Origin of the sequence: Pedobacter terrae (assembly GCF_036946585.1) — a bacterium.
In the GTDB taxonomy this organism is placed as follows: Bacteria; Bacteroidota; Bacteroidia; order Sphingobacteriales; family Sphingobacteriaceae; genus Pedobacter; species Pedobacter terrae_C.
Window position 1 is genome coordinate 135471 of sequence record NZ_JAQIIV010000009.1, and the last position, 21988, is coordinate 157458.

Annotated in this window: 22 protein-coding genes; 8 read left to right on the top strand and 14 right to left on the bottom strand. The window is 38.8% G+C overall.

The annotated features are described in order from the left end of the window. The first annotated feature begins 156 nt into the window (after window positions 1-156). Entirely contained in the window at window positions 157-594 is a 438-nt protein-coding gene (locus tag PGN18_RS13845; protein ID WP_335320117.1) for a hypothetical protein, read from the top strand. A 358-nt stretch (window positions 595-952) separates the two neighbouring features. Here the strand turns inward: PGN18_RS13845 and PGN18_RS13850 are convergent, their stop codons facing one another. The 8 genes from PGN18_RS13850 to PGN18_RS13885 form a co-directional block, all read right to left on the bottom strand. Continuing rightward, window positions 953-2302, bottom strand: a complete 1350-nt coding sequence (locus tag PGN18_RS13850) for an alkaline phosphatase family protein (protein ID WP_335320119.1) — start codon at window positions 2300-2302, stop codon at window positions 953-955. Between the two features lie 9 nt (window positions 2303-2311). Then, a complete protein-coding gene (gene eboE, locus PGN18_RS13855; protein WP_335320120.1) occupies window positions 2312-3478 on the bottom strand; it encodes a metabolite traffic protein EboE in 1167 nt (388 codons plus the stop codon). Between the two features lie 3 nt (window positions 3479-3481). Next, a complete protein-coding gene (locus PGN18_RS13860; protein ID WP_335320121.1) occupies window positions 3482-4645 on the bottom strand; it encodes a 3-dehydroquinate synthase in 1164 nt (387 codons plus the stop codon). A 24-nt stretch (window positions 4646-4669) separates the two neighbouring features. Then, a complete protein-coding gene (gene eboC, locus PGN18_RS13865; RefSeq protein ID WP_335320122.1) occupies window positions 4670-5554 on the bottom strand; it encodes a UbiA-like protein EboC in 885 nt (294 codons plus the stop codon). 4 nt (window positions 5555-5558) lie between these two features. After that, window positions 5559-6539: a TatD family hydrolase gene (locus tag PGN18_RS13870; protein ID WP_335320123.1), complete on the bottom strand. Its 981-nt coding sequence runs from the start codon at window positions 6537-6539 to the stop codon at window positions 5559-5561. A gap of 24 nt (window positions 6540-6563) precedes the next feature. Then, on the bottom strand, window positions 6564-7421 hold the full coding sequence (locus tag PGN18_RS13875) for an EboA domain-containing protein (RefSeq protein WP_335320125.1): 858 nt from the start codon (window positions 7419-7421) through the stop codon (window positions 6564-6566). 21 nt (window positions 7422-7442) lie between these two features. Then, window positions 7443-7823: a transmembrane 220 family protein gene (locus PGN18_RS13880; RefSeq protein ID WP_335320126.1), complete on the bottom strand. Its 381-nt coding sequence runs from the start codon at window positions 7821-7823 to the stop codon at window positions 7443-7445. Window positions 7824-7960: 137 nt separating this feature from the next. Then, window positions 7961-8827, bottom strand: coding sequence for a LysR family transcriptional regulator (locus tag PGN18_RS13885; RefSeq protein WP_335320127.1), 867 nt, complete (start codon window positions 8825-8827; stop codon window positions 7961-7963). A 72-nt stretch (window positions 8828-8899) separates the two neighbouring features. On the opposite strand from PGN18_RS13885, the gene PGN18_RS13890 reads away from it, so the two are divergent. From PGN18_RS13890 to PGN18_RS13900, 3 genes are read left to right on the top strand one after another with little or no spacing between them, the layout of a single operon-like run. Next, window positions 8900-9439: a GNAT family N-acetyltransferase gene (locus PGN18_RS13890; protein WP_335320128.1), complete on the top strand. Its 540-nt coding sequence runs from the start codon at window positions 8900-8902 to the stop codon at window positions 9437-9439. Next, entirely contained in the window at window positions 9439-10341 is a 903-nt protein-coding gene (locus tag PGN18_RS13895; protein ID WP_335320129.1) for a DMT family transporter, read from the top strand. The genes PGN18_RS13890 and PGN18_RS13895 overlap by 1 nt, the downstream gene beginning before the upstream one ends. A gap of 42 nt (window positions 10342-10383) precedes the next feature. Beyond that, a complete protein-coding gene (locus tag PGN18_RS13900; RefSeq protein WP_335320130.1) occupies window positions 10384-11583 on the top strand; it encodes a winged helix-turn-helix domain-containing protein in 1200 nt (399 codons plus the stop codon). 70 nt (window positions 11584-11653) lie between these two features. Here the strand turns inward: PGN18_RS13900 and PGN18_RS13905 are convergent, their stop codons facing one another. Beyond that, a complete protein-coding gene (locus PGN18_RS13905; protein WP_335320131.1) occupies window positions 11654-13351 on the bottom strand; it encodes a S41 family peptidase in 1698 nt (565 codons plus the stop codon). A gap of 153 nt (window positions 13352-13504) precedes the next feature. Here PGN18_RS13905 and PGN18_RS13910 point away from each other — a divergent pair, with 153 nt between their 5' ends. From PGN18_RS13910 to PGN18_RS13920, 3 genes are all read left to right on the top strand, one after another. Then, window positions 13505-14575: a sensor histidine kinase gene (locus PGN18_RS13910; protein WP_335320132.1), complete on the top strand. Its 1071-nt coding sequence runs from the start codon at window positions 13505-13507 to the stop codon at window positions 14573-14575. Beyond that, window positions 14572-15261, top strand: a complete 690-nt coding sequence (locus PGN18_RS13915) for a LytR/AlgR family response regulator transcription factor (protein WP_335320133.1) — start codon at window positions 14572-14574, stop codon at window positions 15259-15261. The genes PGN18_RS13910 and PGN18_RS13915 overlap by 4 nt, the downstream gene beginning before the upstream one ends. Window positions 15262-15468: 207 nt before the next feature. Next, window positions 15469-16335 (top strand): DUF5694 domain-containing protein, encoded by an 867-nt coding sequence (locus tag PGN18_RS13920; protein WP_335320134.1) that lies wholly within the window; start codon window positions 15469-15471, stop codon window positions 16333-16335. Between the two features lie 541 nt (window positions 16336-16876). On the opposite strand, the gene PGN18_RS13925 is transcribed toward PGN18_RS13920, so the two are convergent. The 3 genes from PGN18_RS13925 to PGN18_RS13935 are packed head-to-tail and all read right to left on the bottom strand — an operon-like array spanning window position 16877 to window position 18644. Further along, window positions 16877-17404, bottom strand: a complete 528-nt coding sequence (locus PGN18_RS13925) for a DUF892 family protein (RefSeq protein WP_335320135.1) — start codon at window positions 17402-17404, stop codon at window positions 16877-16879. A 17-nt stretch (window positions 17405-17421) separates the two neighbouring features. Then, window positions 17422-17784, bottom strand: coding sequence for a response regulator (locus PGN18_RS13930; RefSeq protein ID WP_335320136.1), 363 nt, complete (start codon window positions 17782-17784; stop codon window positions 17422-17424). A gap of 23 nt (window positions 17785-17807) precedes the next feature. Beyond that, window positions 17808-18644, bottom strand: coding sequence for a PAS domain S-box protein (locus tag PGN18_RS13935; protein WP_335320137.1), 837 nt, complete (start codon window positions 18642-18644; stop codon window positions 17808-17810). A 495-nt stretch (window positions 18645-19139) separates the two neighbouring features. On the opposite strand from PGN18_RS13935, the gene PGN18_RS13940 reads away from it, so the two are divergent. Next, the gene (locus PGN18_RS13940; RefSeq protein ID WP_335320138.1) at window positions 19140-19775 is read left to right on the top strand and encodes a hypothetical protein; all 636 of its coding nucleotides are present in this window, start codon (window positions 19140-19142) and stop codon (window positions 19773-19775) included. 250 nt (window positions 19776-20025) lie between these two features. Here PGN18_RS13940 and PGN18_RS13945 read toward each other — a convergent pair whose 3' ends face one another. Both PGN18_RS13945 and PGN18_RS13950 read right to left on the bottom strand, forming a co-directional pair. Next, window positions 20026-20577, bottom strand: a complete 552-nt coding sequence (locus PGN18_RS13945) for a hypothetical protein (RefSeq protein ID WP_335320139.1) — start codon at window positions 20575-20577, stop codon at window positions 20026-20028. After that, window positions 20577-21818, bottom strand: coding sequence for an AAA family ATPase (locus PGN18_RS13950; RefSeq protein ID WP_335320140.1), 1242 nt, complete (start codon window positions 21816-21818; stop codon window positions 20577-20579). The genes PGN18_RS13945 and PGN18_RS13950 overlap by 1 nt, the downstream gene beginning before the upstream one ends. Window positions 21819-21988: the final 170 nt, after the last annotated feature.

Here is a 21988-nt window from a genome sequence, read left to right on the forward strand (position 1 = left end):
TTGCTATTCTTTATAATAATCATAAAACTTCCGCTTCACCCTCATTATATAGATAAATACCATTCTATGCTGATAAGGTAACGCGAGATTGACGTCCGTATCTTTTTTTAATAAGTATTCAAAAACAAACAATTAAATCCAGGTCTTTAGTAGCGTTTGTACATCCATCTTCGTATAAGCTGTAAATTAAAGATTTATGAAAAAAATATTACTTCTTTTAGCAATTGTAACCATCAATATAATGTATCCTGCAAAAAATCAGATCATACTAATGACGGACCTGGTGAAGTTTACGGCAAATGGAAACTGACCGAAACGTTTTTTGATATTGGTAATGGACAGGGTAAGTACACAAAAGTTACCGGCGAAGCCAAATATCTTCAGGTAGAAAAATCAGGCAATCAGGCTGGGAAATTTCAAGGAGATGCTATGCCAAATTTACTTTCATTTAAAATTTTGGATAGTGTAAGAATGGACGTGTACAGTAGCAACTATCAAATGCCGATAGTTTACCATTATAAGGTTTCGGCAAAATCGCTGGAACTTAACCCACCCTGTATTGAGGGTTGTGGGTATAGGTTTTTAAGAAAATGATAATTCCTTTGCGGTAGTTATTGAAAGTAATTTCACTAAACCTGAAAGAAAAACTTTTTCTCTAATTCGGCCACTTTGCGATTTAATGTGGCTTCTATATCTATTCTTTAAGAATATTACTCCTATTTTCACCACCCTGAACCGAGCCTTTGCGAGCTCACCAAAGGTAATTCATTTCAGGGTCTTGGCAGCAGAAATAATGCTGACCACGAAGTAGGTACAAGGCAATTGAAAACATCATATCTACTTGTAAAATAAATTCAGCATACGATCTCGAGAGATAAAGCGGGTTTAAATACTCACTATGATTCAAAATTAACCGAACTTAGGCTTTCAAGTCTGCAGAACAAAAATTTTGTTAAACAGTTAAACTATCCCAAATTACCTGATAAACATCTGGCGCCTGCAATTTTTTATCAATTGCTTTTGAAGTAACCAGAACAGGCTTATATTGGTCGGCTATATTAATGCCGCCATGCGATCCTTTAACCAGAGTAGCATCAAGTGGAATCACATCCATCACATAACGGAATCCTGCTTTTTTCCTCAAAAGTTTATACCCAGCCCTCAGTTTTGAGGTCATAAACATTTCTACCGGATCGTATCCGGGTTTTTTATGGATATCCACCACCCTGGCGTAATCTGGTGCCTTAGCATCATCTAACCAGAAGTAATAGGTAAACCAGCTGTTTTCTTTTGCATCCAGTACCAGATCACCCGAACGTTTATGGTTAATATGGTATTGTTCCTGTGCTGCTTTATCAAGTATCAAATCAATACCAGGTACATTTTTTAACAATGCTTTAACCTGTTCCGTTACACTTTTATCATTGATATAAACATGCGCAACCTGGTGATCGGCCACTACAAAGGCTTTCGAAGCACCCGCGTCAAGCAACTCTAATCCTCTTTCTTCGCGGATCTGGATCAGGCCGTTCTCTCTGAACAAACGGTTCAAATGAATTGGCTGATTTACTGGTGCAATACCATATTCGGAAAGTAAAATAATGCGCGCTCCCCTACTTTCATAAAAATGCACGAGTTCTTCCACCACCTGATCAATTTCACTTAGCTCAGCACTAATTTTATCGAGCTCAGGACCAAACTTTTGCAAACAGTAATCTAAATGGGGTAAATAAATTAAGGTAAGCGTCGGATTGTGAAGCTTTTCGGTTTCCATCGAGGCATCGGCAATCCATCTTGTTGATTTAATATTTGCACCAGGTCCCCAAAACTGAAACAAAGGGAACTGCCCAAGCTTAGCCTGCAAATGGTCGCGAAGTTCAGCCGGTTGTGAGTAACAATCGGGCAATTTACGGCCATCAGCAAGGTAATTAGGCCGAGGCGTTACCGAAAAATCGGCTGTTGAATACATATTATACCACCAGAACATATTGGCACAGGTAAAATCAGGATCTTCTTTTTTAGCCTGATCCCATATTTTGTCAGCATCAACCAGTTTGTTAGATTGTTTCCAGAATTTGATCTCCGCATCTTCATGGTCGTACCAGCCGTTACCCACAATACCATTTTCTGAAGGGAATTTGCCCGTCAGATAGCTTGATTGCACAGCTGTAGTAACTGCAGGCAATAAAGGTTCAATAGTGGTGAGATGGTGCTCAGCTATATACTTCTGAAGAAAAGGTGTATATTTTCCTATCACAGCATTAGATAAGGCTACAATATCGATAACAACGGTTTTATGCATATGCTTAACTTATAATAAATTTTTAACCCAGGCCAGTTCCCTGATAATGGAATTGTTTAAGGGTGCTTTTAAAGCAATTGGTAAAACTTCCCAGGTATAGGTTTCTACTTCTAAATGGGTAGTGAACGGATTACTTTTTTGCAGTTTTAACACTTCCATAATATCCGATTGTGTAGATTGAATCAGGCCCATATCTTCCACAAAAATAGGCACATGAAAATGCGCTCTCCATTCCTCTACTCCAGGATTTTCACTTTCTGCCAATGCTTCTTTTAGGTCAGGATAACGGATTAAACTCCCATCGCTTTTTCTGGCAATTACCTGGTGGAGATAAGTTGGTTCATCAAAACGGCCAAGCTGATCCAATACCGCACTTCTTTCTACATCAGAAGATGGTAATTTAGCTTTCAGCGCCGCACTAATCTGGATTTTGCCAATTTTAATACCTTTTTCCTGCAATTCATTAATGATGGCTGTATGTGGTTCATAACCGATGGCGAAATGACAAACATCGTAACATAAACGGACATGGTTTTTGATCAGGTTTTCATTATTTCCGGCAGGTAAAAGCACATTTTCATACCAGTCAATAAATTCCGTCCCAGATTCAAGAAAACCATCCGGTTCAGGTTCGATATCCAAATGGATGACCTTGCCACGTTGGCTATAAATGTGATGTAAACCCTCGGCCACTTTTATTATATTAACCGTTGCGCTGGTTGTAGCATCTCTTTTGGCTTCATCACTATTAAACCAGGGTTTATAACTCAATGGCGAAGTTGAAATGCCACCTTCCATATCTTCAGGAAGCAGTTTTGAAAGGATTTCGGCCAGACGCAATGTATATTCAACGCGTTCTACCGTTGTCCAATCAGGTGCATGTACCTGATCTTTGACCCTCGTATGGTGAAAGCCGCCATAAGGAAATCCGTTCATGGTAAAAACATAGCCATCTTCCTGTGTAAGCCATTGCTTAAACACTTCAAGATGATTTTCCTGCAACAGTTCAATGCTCGCCAGGTTGGAAAGGCGTAAACCGATACCCATTGGTGCATCTGGCGATAATTGTGCCTTTAATATTGGAAAACTAGATTTTAACACGTCGAAATGTGCCGTCCAGTCTTCGCCCGCATAAATATTGGTACAGAAAGTTAAATGCCCGGAATTTAATTTCATAGCTTAATGTTGAGTAATAGCCACCTGTTGATTTAAAATTTCTGCAGCCTGTTTCAAAATGTCGGTATCTATTTCATGAACTTCCTCCCCACTGCCTAAACCGGTAAGTAAAGTAATGGTGAGTTGACCGCCAAGGTGCTCGCGGAATTCCTCCAATCCCTCCAAAATCGGACTATTTCCTTCTGTAACCTGTAATAATGGGTGTGTAAGTTCAAAACCAAGTTGCTGAATCAGGTTGATCACCCGTTGTGCATCATCAGCGCTGATCCTGCCTGATAAATGGGAATATATCGTATCTAAAGCAATACCCATGGCCACAGCCTCCCCATGTCTTACTTCAAAATTGGTGAGGTATTCTAATTTATGCGCACTCCAATGGCCAAAATCCAATGGCCGGGCAGAACCGTTCTCAAAAGGATCGGCACTGCGAATATGCTCCATATGGAGTTTTGCACACTTCCAGATCTGGTAATTCATGGCTGTAGTATCGCGATTTGCAAGGGCAGCCGCATTTGCTTCCAGCCATTCAAAAAATTCAGCATCTTTAATCAGCGCTACTTTAATCGCTTCAGCAATACCTGAACGCCAATCGCGATCGGATAAAGTGCTTAAAAATACGTCATCGTTAAAAACGGCAACGGGTGGTGAAAAGGTCCCTAAAAAGTTCTTCTTATTAAAATAATTGATCCCGTTTTTAACTCCAACACCCGAATCATTCTGTGATAGCACGGTACTCGGTATCCTGATGTGTTTAATGCCGCGGTGTGCAACCGTAGCCGCGTAACCCACCATATCAAGCACCGCCCCGCCACCAATTGCAGCCACGAATGAATGCCTGTCTATACCATGAACATTAATCGCTTCCAGTACCTGATCAAAATATTTTGTATTGTTTTTCACCTGTTCTCCACCTGGGATGACCAGAATATCGTGAACCAGCTGCGTTTTATTATGCTTTGAAAAATAGGCTTTAATTTCCGCTGTAAGTTCTTGGTGTGCATTGGCTACGCCTTCATCAACTACAAATAAAATTTTCTTAACGGCGACAGCCGGATTGAGGTTAACCAAAAAACTGTTCAACAACTCGTTTCCAGGCAAAAAAAGCGAAGAAGTAAAGAAAACGTTATAATGATATTGTACAGTAAAGGATTGATGTAAATGTTCCATAACAATTGATAAGGTGTTTGACGGTTAAGTAACTGCGAATAATTTAGAGAGCCACATGGATAATGGCAATAAAGCTGCTATGATAAAAGCCAGCCCCAAGGCGTCGAACGTTACCGCCCACGCAGCGTCCATCAAAATAAGCGAAATTACGCCGGCTTTTACAGCCCCGCCAATATTTTTCCCGATAGGCACCCTTATGGCTTTTAAAAGTGGCCTGAAAATCATAATGGTAAAAGGAATCAGAAACAATAGTGACCATAGTAACCTATCGTTTACAAAAGCAAAATAAGCAATAGCGCCGATCACTATAGCATACAGAAAGGCAGCCAGATACAGGTTTTTAGCATGGCCGCCATGAACTTCACCACGGCTGGTCATGGTAATGGAAAAAATATAAACGACGGGGATAATGGCCAGGTAATAATGACTCCATAGCATCTCAGGCAAAATACTTATACCCAATAACAGGTTAAAACCGCGGCATAAACCCATATTCAACGGCCCTAAAAAAGAATGGTGTTTGCCAATCTTGTTGTAAAGTAAAGCAAATAGGGCTACCAATAATGCAAATAATCCTGAAGTAAGACTATTTAAAGTAGCTAAAGCAATTCCCGCAAAAAGCAATATACTTCCTAATATGGTTGCATGCTGCAAACTGATCATGCCACTTGGAATGGCCCGTTCCGGACGTTCGATTTTATCCAGATCGGCATCAAAAACGTCGTTAAAAACAATACCTCCACCATATAAACAGGCTGTTGATGCAGCCAATAATATAATAGACAACCATGGAATGGAAGCACCAGTACTCAAAACGCCGGAAATGGCAATCCCCGCCAGTATATCGGCAACAGAGGTAACGATATTGGCTGGGCGCATCATGCGCAGATAGACAAAGATTTTTTTCAATATTTTAACTTATAATAATAGAAGATTTGTCTGTTCTGGGCTGTTGTCCGCCACGTAAAATGGTATTGCCTTCAAATTTCTCGGTAAGGTCTATCTGTGCATTAAAATCCGCTTCATCCAGTTGTCCGCTCTGCGCAAAAGCCTTTATTGCATTACTGTAAGTAACCAACTTGATATCCTGATCGCTTATACCACGCATTTTCATCAGCGCAGCAGTTTTAGGCACCGCCAATGGATCGCTAATGCCCCAATCGGCGGCAGAATTTACCATAATACGTTCGGCACCATATTGTTTTACAATTTCTACCATACGCTCATTTCCCATTTTGGTAAACGGATAAATGGTAAAAGCCGCCCAAAAGCCTCTATCCAGCACTTCTTTTACTGTTTCTTCATTGTTGTGATCGATAATAATACGGTAAGGATCAAGGCCATGCTCCAAAGCAATATCCATACTGCGCTGGGTGCCCTTCTTCTTGTCGCGGTGTGGTGTATGTACCTGTACAGGCAATCCTGCATCTTTAGCAAGCTCCAGCTGCAAACGGTAATATTTTTCTTCCGCAGCGGTCTGATCGTCGAAGCCGATCTCTCCAATGCCAACCACACCTTCCTTATAAATAAACAAAGGCAGGATTTCCATCACCTGTTCGGCCAGGCTTTCGTTATTGGCCTCTCTTGAGTTAAGACCAATGGTGCAATAATGTTTAATGCCAAATTGAGAAGAACGGAAACGCTCCCAACCAATCAGGCTGCTGTAATAATCCCTAAAACTATCCAACCCGGTGCGGGGCTGCCCCAGCCAAAATGCGGGTTCTATTAAAGCAACCACACCTGCATCGGCCATGGCCTGGTAATCGTCTGTTGTTCTCGAAGTCATGTGCACATGCGGGTCGAAAAACTTCATTCCTTTTACCGCACTGATGTCGAAAGCTTCAGGGGCTCCCATCATGGCTTTATCTCTTTCTATTGAACTGCTACAACACATATCTTGATCTTAGATTTTTATAAGTTAAAATGAATTCCAGTTTAAGCTTCCATTAGCCAGGGCCAATTTCAGTTCCGGAAAGGTATTGACATAATCTTTGGCAGGCTGGTAATCAGACTGCGAAACCGCTAAGGCAATGGCGCGTTGTTCCGCCTGGTTGTAATGTCCCAAGCCGATTCTAAGGGTTTCGAAAATTTCTGCATTGATAAATTTACCCACCAGGCGCCACAGCTGGGGATGTACTTCCCTACCGGCAGCCCAGCGTTCCTGAGCATAATCTACCAGCGTTAAAGCAAGCTTTAAATTGGCACGTAAATCCAAACCTACAATCAGGTTGATATTTTTCTCTGTAAAAAAAGCTTTTAACACCAGCTGGTTCCATGCGGCTTCGTCCAGGTTGGTTGCCGGATAAGGATTATTTTCCATAATGGCTTCGAGTACAGAACCAATATTGCTCCTGATCCCTTCGGCACAGCGCTTTACCCAAATTTCGGGATGAGGCAAAAACGGGAGCGCTGAGTATAAAGCTACAGCTTCGTTCACCTCTGCCGCCAAAAATAACCGGTTGATAGTCGAAAATAAAAGTTCTTTATCGTTCAGGTTCAAACCTGCCAATAACCATACCCGGGTTAGCCGATCAGTGGTCCAATTACCAATGTAGCCAAAACCTGCGGCATTAAGTAATTCTTGCTGATCTTGGTTAATGGCAACTGGTAATTTACCGGTTTTACGCGGCAACATGACGAATACCTTGGCAAATTGTGTCGATTGGCCTGTTGCTGACTTAAAATCTTCAAGCCACTTTTCAGCTTCTAAACTGATATTGTTTTTAACAATAGCCCCTAGTATTTCTTCCACCGCCTTCATATGATCATCTTTCATAAATAAAATATCGAAAGGCACTTATGCAGTAATACCTGCAGAAAAAAAATAGTTGATCAACAGTGCACCTGCAATAATCAACAGGCCGAAAAATTCACGTGTTTGCTCGATATAAGGTTTGGTAGCCTGCATACTCTGCACCAGGCTCTCGCGCCTGTACTTGGTGATCCAGTCGCGCACGCCATCTTTTGCAAAGAACAGGATAACCGCATAAATTAAATAAAAAGCAATTAAAAACAAGTAAGCAAAAGGATAATATTTACCAGCCGCCGCTAATCCGCAGCATATTGCAGCACTTAAATAAATAGATACCCATAAAAAAGCATCGTTATCATTAAGGTTTACATAAGCAAAGCCCAAAAAGGAAATACAGAAAATAATGTTAAGAATAATTAAAGGCATTTTAGTTATTTGGTTTAAAATAAATTAAATCGATTCCCGATTTTTCATTAAAAAACAAAGTTATCTAAACTGAATGCTTTTTTTGCCTATAAAATGTAAATTATATACTGCACTAAAATATTTTTTTGATTAAGTTTCTATTCCTCAAATACAAGCTTCAAAATATTCGCAAGTACCGGATTGTGATCTTCAGCCCGCCAGTTGATCCATAAGTCTGTTTGAAATGGTAGCGGGATAAAGCGCAAACCAGGACTTTGATGGTGCATATAAGAGTCGGGTAAAATGGCTATGCCTAGGCCCTTCCTCACCAATGCGATAATGGTAGAACCAAATTCAGAGTGTAAAAATACATCCGGAACAAAATCGTAGAATTTGAATAATGCCTGTATAATCTCGCTATAACTACTTCCCTCATCTTTAGTCGGCAGTATAAATTTTTGTTTTTTCAGGCTTTCGGTGGATAGGTCTTCGAACACTTTAAAGGGATGTTCTATTGGAACCACCAAGGCAAGGTGATCGGAATACATTTTTTTTGCCCTGATCCCAGGTTCGCTGGTGATATCTCTTGTGATGGCCAGGTCAATTTTATAGTTTTTCAGAAAATCCAGTTGATTCTCAAATAAAACCTGCACCAACTTGATCTGGAGCTGGGGAAGTGCCTGCGTAATCTTAGCCAGCATATCGGGCATGAGCGAAGCGGATATGGAATCTGGATGCGCAATAGTAATGGTTCCACGTTCACCTAAATGGAGCTGTTTAGCAAATTGATGGATATATTCCAGTTCATTTAATTCGACTTCCCACTTTTCTTTCAGGAATTTACCTGCCGGGGTAAGTTTCACATTACGCTTGTTACGCTCAAAAAGCTGCAAGCCCAGTTCATTTTCGAGCGACTGAATCTGGCGGCTAAGTGCCGACTGCGTAATGCTTACCTTCTCTGCGGTTTTCCAATAATGAAGCTGCTCTGATAAGGCTAAAAAATATTTGATTCGTTGGAGATCCATTAATGCAAAATATGCATTAATAAATGAAATAATAACATTTTAAATCATTTAACAACTCATTACATTCGTGCCATGAAGATCAGTATTGAAAAGGTAACCACAAACGACATCCAAAAACTTCAGGAAATTGGGAGAAGTACGTTTTATGAAGCTTTTGCCGATGTGAACACGGAAGATGATATGAAAGATTACCTAGAAAAAAGTTTCTCGGAGAAGAAATTAAAAACGGAGCTGAATAATAAGGATTCGCAGTTTTATTTTGCAAGGGTAGATGGCAGTGTGGTGGCCTATTTAAAAATCAATTTTGGCCAGGCACAAAACGAAAAAATAGATAACGCAATCGAAATTGAACGGATTTACGTTTTAAAGGCATTCCATGGTAAAAAAGTTGCACAAGCCCTCTATCAAAAAGCCATTGATATTGCTTATGAACAACAGGCTGCCTGCATATGGCTTGGGGTATGGGAAGAAAACCACCGGGCATTAAGGTTTTATGATAAAAACGGTTTTAAAGCTTTTGGTAAGCACGCGTTCTGGCTCGGCAACGATAAACAAACCGATCTGTTAATGAAAAAAGAATTGGCTCATACAAACGAATTAAAGACATTATAATGGAAAAAAGAACACTTTTTCTGATTTTACTGATTTTGGGTACCGCTTTCTGGGGCATTTCTTTTTCGGTTACCAAACTGGCCATTGGCCATGGTCAGCCACTGTTGTTTTTATGCTATCGTTTCCTCCTGGCTACCATGGTTTTATCGGTAATTTTCTGGAAACATGTAAAAAAACTTAACGCAACTACTATAAAAACCGGTGCCAGCCTGGCAGTTTCGCTTGTACTGGGCATTTACCTGCAAACATTGGGCATTACACATACTTCAGCATCACAATGCTCCTTTGTAGCCGGGATAACCGTAGTGATCATTCCCGTAATTAAACTAATGATTTACCGAAAAGCTGCACCGCTGAAAATATGGATTGCCGGCTGCATAGCGCTTATTGGCCTTTTCGTCATATCAGTAACTGAAAAATTGAGTATTGGTATCGGCGATTTATATACCATTATAGGTGCTTTTTGTTTCGCCATATATTTAATTCAGGTTGAAAAGAAATCTAAAGAAGGTGATATCGTGCCCACTATTGTCCCCATGTTCGCCACCTGCGCCATGCTTACCTTTTTATTGGCCTCCTTTCAAAAAGACACCGTCTGGATTCCTGAAACGCAAACCTTTTGGTTCGGTATTATTTTCTGTGCATTATTTTCTACCGCATATATGTATACCATATCGAATATCGCTCAAAAGTACATTAGCGCCGAAAGGGTATCAATCATTTATCTTTTCGAACCGGTTTTCGGTGCTTTTGCTGCGCATTTCATGTTGGGTGAAGCCATTACCTCCCGTTTATTGATCGGCGGCGGACTGATTTTTACAGCCACGCTGATTTCGGAACTTAAATGGCGGATGCCTGGCCAAATGGCCATAGCAGGCTTATCCAAACAGAAAAAGGGATAAGCCAATATTTGATGCCTGATAAATGATCAATATCTTAGTATCATGGAAGCTATTGAACTCAACAGATCGCAGGCACGAAAGATTATTTTACACGCGGCAGGACTATCAAAAAAAGGACTGTTTGGAACCGGAATTGAAGCAGTTTATAAAGTAATTGATCATTTGGGCTATGTACAGTTAGATACCAATTATGTGGTAGAACGAGCTCACCATCATGCTATATTTTCACGGGTTCCTGATTACCAAACAGAATGGCTTGCAGCCCTTTGTGATGATGGTGATGTTTTCGAATACTTTACCTCTGATGCAGGATTTCTGCCCATGCACGATTTCCGCTTTTTACTTCCGGTAAAAAAGGCTTTTGCAACGCAAGGTAGCCCCTTAACAAAAGCACAATCGGATTTAATGAAGCAGATTTTAGATCAGGTGGAGCGAGATGGAGCGGTGATGGTTGGCGACTTTGAAAACGACCGCGTAGAAGCCAGTTCAGGCTGGTGGGATTGGCGACCGGCAAAGGTTGCATTAGAAAGACTTTACCTGGAAGGCAAATTGATGATTAACCGAAACAGCGCTTTCCAAAAAGTTTACCACCTGCCATTAGACGTTGTGCCAACAGATACCGACCAAACCATGCCTACCGATGAAGATTATGCACGTTATGTGATTAAACGCACCCTTGGCACTTTGGGCATCTCATCTGTAAAGGAAATGGCCTGGCGTGCCCGCCGTGTAAAGGGGAATCTGGTTAAAAAAGAATTGGAAAAGATGCTTCAAACGGGAGAAATTAAAACAGTGATTATAGATGGCGTTAAAGGACCATTGTACATACTTGCTGATACCAGTATTAATGCGAATATTGAAGACGAAGTTTTTATTCTGTCGCCCTTTGATATCCTGAATGTTTTTCGGTCCCGTTTAAAAGAATTTTTCGACTTCGATTATCAGATTGAATGTTTTGTACCCGCTCCAAAACGAAAATTTGGTTATTTCTCTTTACCAATTCTAGCTGGAGAAAGATTTATTGCCAGAATGGATGCTAAAGCAGACCGTAAAAAGAAAACATTAATCGTCCATAACCTCCATTTTGAACCCATTGAAATTGATGAAATTACGCTGGATAAACTTGTTTATAACTTAAAGGAGTTCACTCTTTTCAATAAGTGTAACGATGTGATTTTTAAAAAATCAAACCGCAGCGACTTGCTTAAATTGATCAGTGAAGCATTTTCTGATGGGTATTAAACAAAACACATTGGCCATCATATTGCGATCATTGCGGATTAAGGTTCAAATAATCCGTATAGAAAATCATTTATGGTTTTGCTCTTTGATTCAAAAATCTTATTGCGCGGTCAAATATCGGATCATGGTTATTTACGATATCTTTCAGCTTACACTTCACCTCAATATCAATTGGAATTCCGCTTCTTTGCGTTTCGGCTCCATCTGGAAAATAAATGCCCAATCCAGAAAAGTTGATTTTATAATTTCCTGGCAATATGGTGCGGGTAACATTTCCATCTGCTCCAGCCGTTTGGTTTCCAATAACGGTTACATCGGGTGCGGTCATCAATGTCATACATGCCCATTCAGCTGCACTCTGGGTTCTGTGGTCTACCAATAAAATGATTTTACCCCGATAAGGTTTGGGATTATTTTTCCCTACCCTTGAGACATCAGTATCATCGTTAGCAATTTTATATTTAAACATACCCGGAAAAGTAAAATCAGGATAGGTGTTCCGGGCATAGATTTGCGGTTGAATTAAAAAATAATCGGGTAAGTAATAAATTCCATATCCATTTGTTGGATAATTGCGCATATCAAAAATAATCGACCTCGTATTGCGTAAAGCATTCATTGCGCTGTCTAAATTTTTTCCGTTAATATTACTAAAGTAAATGTAGCCAATATTCCCATTCATCACTTTAGCAATTATCGGGCTTTTCATATTCATAAAATCAGTATATTCTTTGAGAAAGTTTCTTTCAATCTGTTGAATGCTTGCCACTACCTTCCTTCCGTCAGGGTTACGAAAAGCATATAAGGCTCGCGGAACATGACTGTTCAAAATAAAGGAGAGCAGGGTTTTAAGTTTACCCCCGTAGTTGGATGCAGGTACATAATCTACATTTGCTTTGATCCTGCGTTTAATGGATACGTGATCAATGGATGAAATTACACTGCCAACCCGGATATTTGCGTTCTTGCATACTAGGCTATCAATAATTTTGGTCACCACTGCTTTTTCATTTATCAGCGTAAAATTAAAGGGCGGGGAATATTTTCCGGTAAATGATGTAAAAACCGCAGGCCATAAACCTCCATGCGAATCATTAATGGAAGCCGACATTTTAGCGAGTGCTTTATGATAAGAAAGGGTATCGGTGGCATCTATCATTACAGGAATCATCTCTTTTAAAACAGCGTTCCATGATTTACCTATAGCGTATTTGTAGGGATAATAATAATTAATTACATTCCAAAACCTAAACAATGAAAGCAAACGGTAGCGAACATCCGGATACAACATTTCTTTATAAGGTTTTTCGTTTGGTGTAAATACCGTGCTATCATTCTCCGGATTTGCCTGTGCATAAAAATTTAAGCCATTGTAAGGATGTTTTGTATTAAACATCAGCAACTGCTTTTGTGCTAAAGAAAGGATTTTACTCTGCCTGATCCAGGAATGATCATAATTTTTAAGCGATATAGGAAGCTCGTTTTGGGCGATGCGTTCAGGAGCCGTATTTTGTCCGGCGATCTTAAACAACTGGCCTAGCTCCGCCTTTACCTGACTACTTTTTTTTGAAACCAAAATATTTTGAATAGCGCTAATCAACACACTATCCCAGTTGTGCCTACCAACGGCAATCTCCGGATGATAATATTTGAGGTGTCCCCAGGTTTTCGCTAATGCAGCCAGTTGAGCCGTTTTATATTTATTTTGAGCAACCGCCAGCTTGATTCCAAAAGTTGCCAATACCAATAGGATAAAATATTTTTTCATGCCCAAAGATGGCAGACAGTATTTGATGCGAAAAATAAGTTAGTTGAGCTGAGTTTTTTTCCCGACGAACGTCAGTCAGGCAATTTCAACGAGAAAAAATCAGCTTTCATCTAAAAACTTTACTTCATATTAATAAACTGCTTACATTCAGCCATGCAATTTTCATTCTCAACACTAACCTATAAACAAAAGGGCCTGCTTGCAGAAATGATCTATCTTGCCTTTATTGGCATCGTCAGTCCTTTTGCGGTTGGTCTCCAGATTTTCAACCACCTATCATTTACCTTAAGCCTGGTATTGCTCAATATTTTGGGATTGCCTGTTATCGTGCTCTTTTATCGCGTCTATTTGCCCTACACCATTGGTAAAGGAAAATATGTTCTGGCTTCTTTATTATTTCCGGTTTATCTAGTGCTATATGAATTGAGTTCTCGGCTAAGCTGTATCATGCTCATCCATCTGCCCATCATACCTGAAAAATACAGGCTCAACCTGATGTCGGCACATCCGGACGACTTTACTAAGGGCTATTTCAACCAGTCGTTGGGTTATACAGGACTGGTGCTATTAGCGGCAACCTCACTTTATCTAGTTAAACTGCTCTTCAAAAACCAGGAAAATTTAATCAATGTAGAAACAGAAAAACTTAAATTGGAACTTAACCAGTTAAAATTGCAGATCCAGCCCCATTTCTTCTTCAATACGCTGAACAATATGTATGCGTTAAGTGTTCAAAAATCGCCTGAAACGCCAAAGATGATCAAAAACCTTTCCTCCATTATGAGGTATGTACTTTATGAAAGCAACCAAGACAAAGTTTCTTTAGAAAAAGAGGTAGATTTCATAAACAGTTATATTCAATTAGAAAGTTTTAGGCACACCCCATCAGATTTGATTGAATTTTCCACACAGGGGAATTTTTCGCACGTGATGATCGAGCCACTGCTGTTCATGCCGCTAATTGAAAATACATTTAAACATGTGCTGCATCAAAATATAACAGATAAGTGGATTAAAATCGTATTGTCTGTTGATGAGCAGGAACTCATCTTCCAAACCTCAAATGTGCTGCCTCCATCTATCGGAATAGCTAATGAATCAGGAGGTATAGGCCTGAAGAATGTAAGAAAACGGCTTAACCTGCTTTATCCTGACCAGCATGAGTTGACCATTTTTGAAGAGGAAAATAGCTTTACGGTAACTTTAGTGATCAACTTAATATGATAAACTGTATAATAGTTGACGACGAGCCTCTGGCCAGACAGCTTATCGCGTCCTACATCAACGAACTGCCTGAATTACACCTTGCAGGCAATTATGAATCTGCCGCCGAGGCATTTACAATCTTACACAGCCAGCAGGTAGATGTGATGTTTCTTGATATCGAAATGCCGGGAATTAACGGAATAAACTTTGTAAAATCGCTGAAGCAACATCCTAAAATCATATTTATTTCGGCACATACTGCATTTGCCGTTGATGCTTTCGAAATAGCGGCAACCGATTACCTGGTAAAGCCAGTAACATTTGATCGTTTCCTGAAAGCAGCAGCTAAAATTATAAAACCAAATGACCTAAAGGATATGGAAGAAAACCCGAAAGAAGCCTCCAGTATATTTTTAAAGGTAGACCGCCGTTTGGTAAAAGTCGATTTTTCGGCTATTGTGTATATCGAGGGCATGGGCGATTATTTAAAAATACACCTGACCGAAAAGACTTATATCACTTACATGACTATGAGCAAAATAGAAGCTTTGCTCACACCTAATAAATTTATCAGGATACACCGGTCAACCATCGTCAATATCGATCTGATCCAATACATTGAAGGTAACCTGGTAGTGGTAAATGGCATAGCACTTACCATCGGACTCACCTACCGTGAAACTTTTCTAAAAAGAATCAATTGATTTACATTAACTATTAAGGTGAAAAATTAATCTCCCATCTCCCCTATCAATAGCAGAAATACCTTAGCCTTTTTAGAAAGGTAAAACGAAGATTCCGCATAAAACCGGATATTAATCATCAACTTTCCCTAAGTTACCCATAAGCATGTTTATGTGTGCAACATTCACAACTTATCGCTGTCTTATAGGTAAAAACCATCACAATAAATGAAGAAAACATTTTTTGGCAGGTTAGCAGCCTTGGTCATGCTAACGCTAATTTGTAGTTTAACCGTTTTTGCACAGAAAAACAAAACTGTATCTTCTACGAAATCATATTTCCCCCAGGAAAGCACAAAAGTGTTATTTGTTGGATCTTTTCATTTTCACTATCCCGGATTAGATGCGCATGTAACATCAAACGATGCTAAAGTTGATGTTCTTTTACCATCCAGGCAAAAAGAACTTACTGATTTAGTAAACTATATCAAGAAATTTAGACCTACGAAAATTGCTATTGAGGCTTTTCCTGAATGGAAAGCGACACAGAAATTAAACGCATACAAAAAAGGAGCCTATCGAACGGAACGGGATGAACGCTATCAGCTTGGTATGCGGATTGCGACTGAACTGAAGCTTGATACCATTTATTCGATTGATGATCATTCAATGGTTTCTAAATTGAGCAAAATTGACCCTGAATATTTTAAGGCTTTGTTCAAGGATTATGACTATAAAAGTGAAGACCCTTACTCCAAAATGTATGAGCATTGGTATAAAGCTGAAGACAGTTTACGCGCTGGCACCTCCCTGTTAGCCTACTTTAAATATACAAACTCGAAGCGCTATCACCAACTTGGGCATGGTGCTTACCTGGTTGGTGATTTTAAGTTGGATCATAAAAGAGGGGCAGATGCCCTTGCCATAAACTGGTATAGCCGGAACCTGCGGATCTTTAGAAACCTTCAAGAGATCACCGAAAGTCCAAAAGACCGGATTCTGGTAATCTTCGGGAACGGACATGGTTCTATCCTCCGACAATTATTGGAGAGTTCACCGGAATATGAGTTTATTGAATTCGATAGCCTAAAATGAATCTGATAGCGCCTTTGTACTTGTTCAGCCTGATTTAAACCTTTAACGCTTCAACTGACGTTTTGGATAGAAACATCATATAAAGCACAGTTGAATAACGTAGCTAAAAAGCCAAAACTTATAATAGTAAATAAATGGCTGTGCTAATAACTAAACTAAGTAAAAAGATGGTGGCAAGTAATATCGCCGTTAACTTTTCAAATGAATCTAAACTTTCCATAAAAATAAACCAGGTATTAATCAACGGTTTCTAAAATCAGATGGAAAATTAAGACAGCTTAGCTAAGGTCATGCCAAGGATGGCGCTGATGAATAAACAAATGAAAAATACATGTAAAATGATTGAAAGTAGCTTTTTAAAAGTTTCCATGCCCTAGAAACGAAATCTTAAGCATTTGGTTTTTGAAAATTTCAAAAAAATGAACCCTTCAATTCCAGTCGTCTACTTTCGGGTAAAGCTATCGCTATAATGCTTGTTATCATCTCCAAAATATTGTAGTAATCTACCCAAGGCAACGTGTATCCAAGCGTAAACTTTGGCTTAGCTCACGATGTATTTCGAAGAAATTAATAAGAGCAATGTCCTGTCAGACTTTGCCTCTTCATAGTTTTCTTTCAGTAGTTTATTGATATGCGGATTATGGAGCCTGATTGCCGCCATCTGCAAAATCTGAAAAGAGGCCATTTCTACACTTTCTATGTTCTGGAGGTAGAATATAATGGAAAGGTCCTGAAGTTCTGCTTCTCCCTTTTGTTCGTTAATGGCTTCGAAAGCATCATCAATTAATCCGGAGAGGCCATGAATACTGCCTTTTGATGGATCACTGTCTAACAGGGTATAAATAAGTTGTAAGCGGGCAATCTGCTTCTCCACATTTCCAACGGTATCGAAAATGGCATTGCGAAGATCTTTAAAACGGGCCTCTTCGGCCAGCAGGGGTAATTTATGGGTTAAATGTATTTTAGCGGCATAAATACGGTCGAGATGCTTGATGAAAAACAGCTTTAACCTTTCAGAACCGAGATTGATCCTTTCCCAGGCATTTGGTGGATTGGTTTGTTCGGACATAGTATTTTATAATTGCCCTAAGTTAGCAGTTTCTTTACTTTATGCATCAGATAATCGATATTAAAAGGTTTTGCAATAAAATCATCAGCACCACAGCGCCGGGCCAGTGCATTTAAATCCGATTCTGCCGATACCAATAAAACCGGTTTATCGAAGAGGTGCTTATTGGCTTTGATTTCTGTACAAATATCAACCCCGCTTTTTGCATAACCGATAATGTTCACATCGAGTAAGACCAGATCGGGTGCTGCAGCAATAATTTCTGCTAATGGAATTCCGGATTGATAAGTAACGGTCTGAATTTGCTCCTGGTTCAGAATCGTCTCGAAAAGCCATAAAAGTTCTTTATCGTCGTCAATAACTAATACTTTCTTATCCATATACCCAGATTAAATTTTTTAATTTACAGCAGCGCTGTAACATCAATTCCATAAATATTATAGAACATTTTTTTAAACCGGCTGGTGGAGGAAAAACCTGCCATTCTACCTAAAGCAGCCGGGCTGTGTTCTTTTCCTTTCGAGATCATCTCCCACACCATGTGCAGTTGCACCATAGTGATCAGTTTTTTCGGGGTCATTGAAACAATCCTATCGATGTAACGGTAAACCTGGCGTTCGCTCATGGCCATTTCCGCACTTAAAAACTTTAAATTCAGGTTTGCCGTACCTGCATGTTTGCGCACAAGCATTTCAAATTTTTCCATCCACTTCTGGTCGGCGACCGCTAAGGTCTCATTAAGCCCCAACCACCTAAAGTCTGGCACTTCAGGGTGGATTTCGGGATTGATAAAAGCAATTTCCTGCGAAAACCTGGCCCTTTGCTCTTCTCCCAAACGGTTGAGAATAGAAATGATATGACTTTGTTCTTCTTCTTTTTTTTTGCCGGTGATATCTTTCGCAATGGAGAAAAAAACCTGATCGCGCTCTATAAAAACCGAAGACCAGGAAAGCCATACAATTTTACCATCTTTGGTCAGCAAGCGGTTATCATACTCGGCGAAATGTTCGCTATTTACCTGTGCAATTCTCACATGAGAAGCAACTTCCCGGTCATCGGGATGGATAAAATCATCTATAGGCGAATTAAACAGCTCTTCATCCGAGTAACCCAATAAATTTTGAACGGCAGGATTCATTTTCTTCAGAAATCCGTCCTCGCCCACAATGCACAGCAGGTTTGGGTATTGTTCAAAATAATATTCGAGGTCAGCCTGGTTATTAACGTATTTATCTTTCATTTTACATGTTTCTGCATGATAAACAGGCATGTTCCCCGTTCATACCTTCTGCATTTGCAACACATAGTTATAGCTATTGTTTCATAATTCCATGAGATATAAAATTTTGTCAGTTTTTGATTTGATATGGCAGTTTTATTACTGGATTTTAACCCAAATTATCACATCATTAATGCTTAACTGTGGTAATTAAGCTACATTTTGATAGAAATTTGTTGCGATGTGGGTAATCCATAACCCCATTCAGACTGAAAAACGATCAGCCAAAATTCTTCGGGTAATTTTTCAATTATTATTTGCGATTTGAAATTTTATTTCGATATTGCTGATGCAAACTGTTAAATAATATATTTTTTCATCAAACATCAGAGATCCAAAACAGCAATTAATTTTTAACAATATTCCTGGTCGAGTGGTAGCCCCACATTTCCTATATCTCTGAAAAGAGTTATTTGGCAGTTTGCAGCGATCAGGATACTTTTTAATTTTTAGGTTATGCAAACTGCCAAAAGTAAAAATCAACACATACAGCTCCCTGTTCAGGTTGCAGCTGTACCGGCCAACATTAATGTATTGCCTGCCATTTGCGCGGTAAAGGCTACCTTACATCACATTGATGGGCATGTTTCAGAAATCACCATGACGTTGCCACGCTACAGCGGTTGGGCAGAATTTTTAGAAGATGGGCAAAATGCCGTTCGGGAATATGTGTACCAGCTCACCCGGCATTGGATACAGATTAGCCATTTCTTTATCGAAACCGGAACCATCAACCCCAACGGCACAATAGCCTCTTGTTTTTTGCCCCGCCGGTTTGATATCCCTTTAGGCAAATTTTATAAACCAATGGTACCTGGCGCCTGGGTAAGCGCCGATCAACATCCGCACCATCCCAAATACAACCAAAAAGGATCGGGCAAAAGTTTATCCGCATTGATGGCTATTGCAAACCTTAGAAATGATGTAGTTTATCATCAGGAAGAACCTGATACCATCCTTTGCGGTATTCCATTTGAAAGTAAATCGGCCTACTTTGAAAAAGGTGATATTCCGATCGGGTATTTTGAAAAAAATGGAGTTGAGTATGTAGTGATTTATAGTTATGTGGTTGGGAAAGGGAGTTTTGAGTGATGAATGGGTAACTAAATTTAAGCCCTTGCGGAGATTGTGAGGGCTTGATTGACACTTAAAGGGCAACTATTGTGATAGGCAAAATTTTTATAAGTCTTCACACTTTCAAAGTGTGATTGCTGATTACCTTATAATACAATATAACAATCATATATAAAAAATACCTGATTGGGATGGCTTAAATGCTACTTGGTATTACAGGATTTTAAAATTTTCAGAAGCTCTTGTAGTTCAATAACTCGATCCCTAATCATATCCAAATTGAGTGAATCGATAAACCCCTCAACTCTTTTGCCTTTCTGATAATGTTTCTTGTATCGATGGAATAGTGCAGAAAGAGATCTGTTATGCACACTCTCAACATTTGGGAAAATTTATACTTCCTTTCATTTGTGGGAACTTTTAAATATTTATAGATCCCTTCAATATCATGATAAAACCAGCTTTCCAAATCCTGTGTTGCAACAATATGATTGATGGATTTTATTCGTGACTTTTTTGAAATAAATTTTTTCCTTAATCCTGAAATATCTAACAATGGTTGTTTTGATCTAATCCCTTCTCTATCATAAGCAACGATTACGTGAATAGATTTAAAGTCATCATAATCTTTGTTTGTTAAGTATGCTTGAATCTTATTTTCAACTTTAATGCTTAGACTATATACGCCATGTAAATTGCCTTTATTTATTCTAACGGAACGAGGTGGAATATTTAGATTAAAAAATTTTTGATAAAATTCTCCTTCAGTATCTCCTTCAAATAAGAACAATATTGAATGCTCATTTTTGTCTTTAGCCATCAGTTGAACTCGTCTTTAGGGTCTACTCCAAAAAATAATTCATCACTAAAATTCACATAGGCTGATTTGAGTCTGCTTTTTAAAATTTTCCTATCTGATACATTTAATATCTCACTAGTACCATTTGGCAAAACGCTGCTTGTTAATATATCGTCAATTTGCGTTTTGTTAAGTAAAGCGATTGAATGCGAACTTATAACAAATTGTTTTGTCTCTGTGAAACTCTGTAGAAATCCGAAAAGATCGATTAATGCTTTAGGATGAATTGAATTTTCCGGTTCTTCGATAAAAAATACATCTTGATGACTCGTTAGTATTTTAGTTATTAAGGCTATAATTAATATCGTACCATCAGACATTTGATCAACACTTTTTAAGCTTCCAAAATGATCAAAATAAAGAAACTTTTGTTCCTTTTTATCTTCCTTACTAGAATTCGATTTAGATGAATAAGTATGAATAAACACACCATCAATGTTAAGTATATTTCTAACCGAATTCGTGAAAATATCCCATTGGTCACCATTTTCCATTCCAATAATCTCTTTTTCTAAATCAAAAGCAACTGTTCTGCCATTGAATACGTTAACTCTGTCAATGGTATCAGACTTCATTAGCTCTGTATTTGAAAAATAAAAAGTTGGAGTTTTTATTATACTATTTAAAGTGTTTGCAGCATCAGAAAATTGTTTGTTTCCAGGAATGATTTTGAGTAAACGTACAACACTTAGATAATCTGGTAATTCCTTAATTGCGCCAACTCTTCCCAAATCTGAGCCAAATTTAATTTTCGATTTTTTACGAGAGAATATATTTGTTGCTTTCCCTGGCTTCCCAAACTCTTTAGCCTCGAGGCTTTCAGAAATTATTTTAAAGTCCGTATCATTAAAAATACCATTATTGTATTCGAGCCCCAATTCATATCTAAAATTGTTATTAGTATTTGTATTTGAGAATTTAAGCTCAAATAATATTTTATCTTTTTTTGGAGCCTCATCTGCATATAACTTGTTAAAAGGGATTATGCCATTAAAATGAGTCGACCTAAATCCATTTAGAAAACTTTTTTCCAGATCGTCCGTGGAACCGTTAACAATATAGTTTAAGAAGGAGATTGACTGTAAGAAGTTAGATTTGCCTGAATTATTGGGACCAATAATTACATTCATGTTATTTAAACTGACATCAACTGATTCTAAATTTTTAAAGCCGTTAACTCGATAATGATCTATTTTTATCATCTGCTGCGTTTTTTTACTCTATTATGCCTTTTTTCTGCTCTTTGAGTATACAATTATAGTTAATTGCTTCAATATTTAAGCTAGTTACTAAATTAAATTTACATGAATTTGTTTTGTGATTTTTATTTTAATAGTTGATAGTGCTATATCGACACCTTGCGCTACCTATC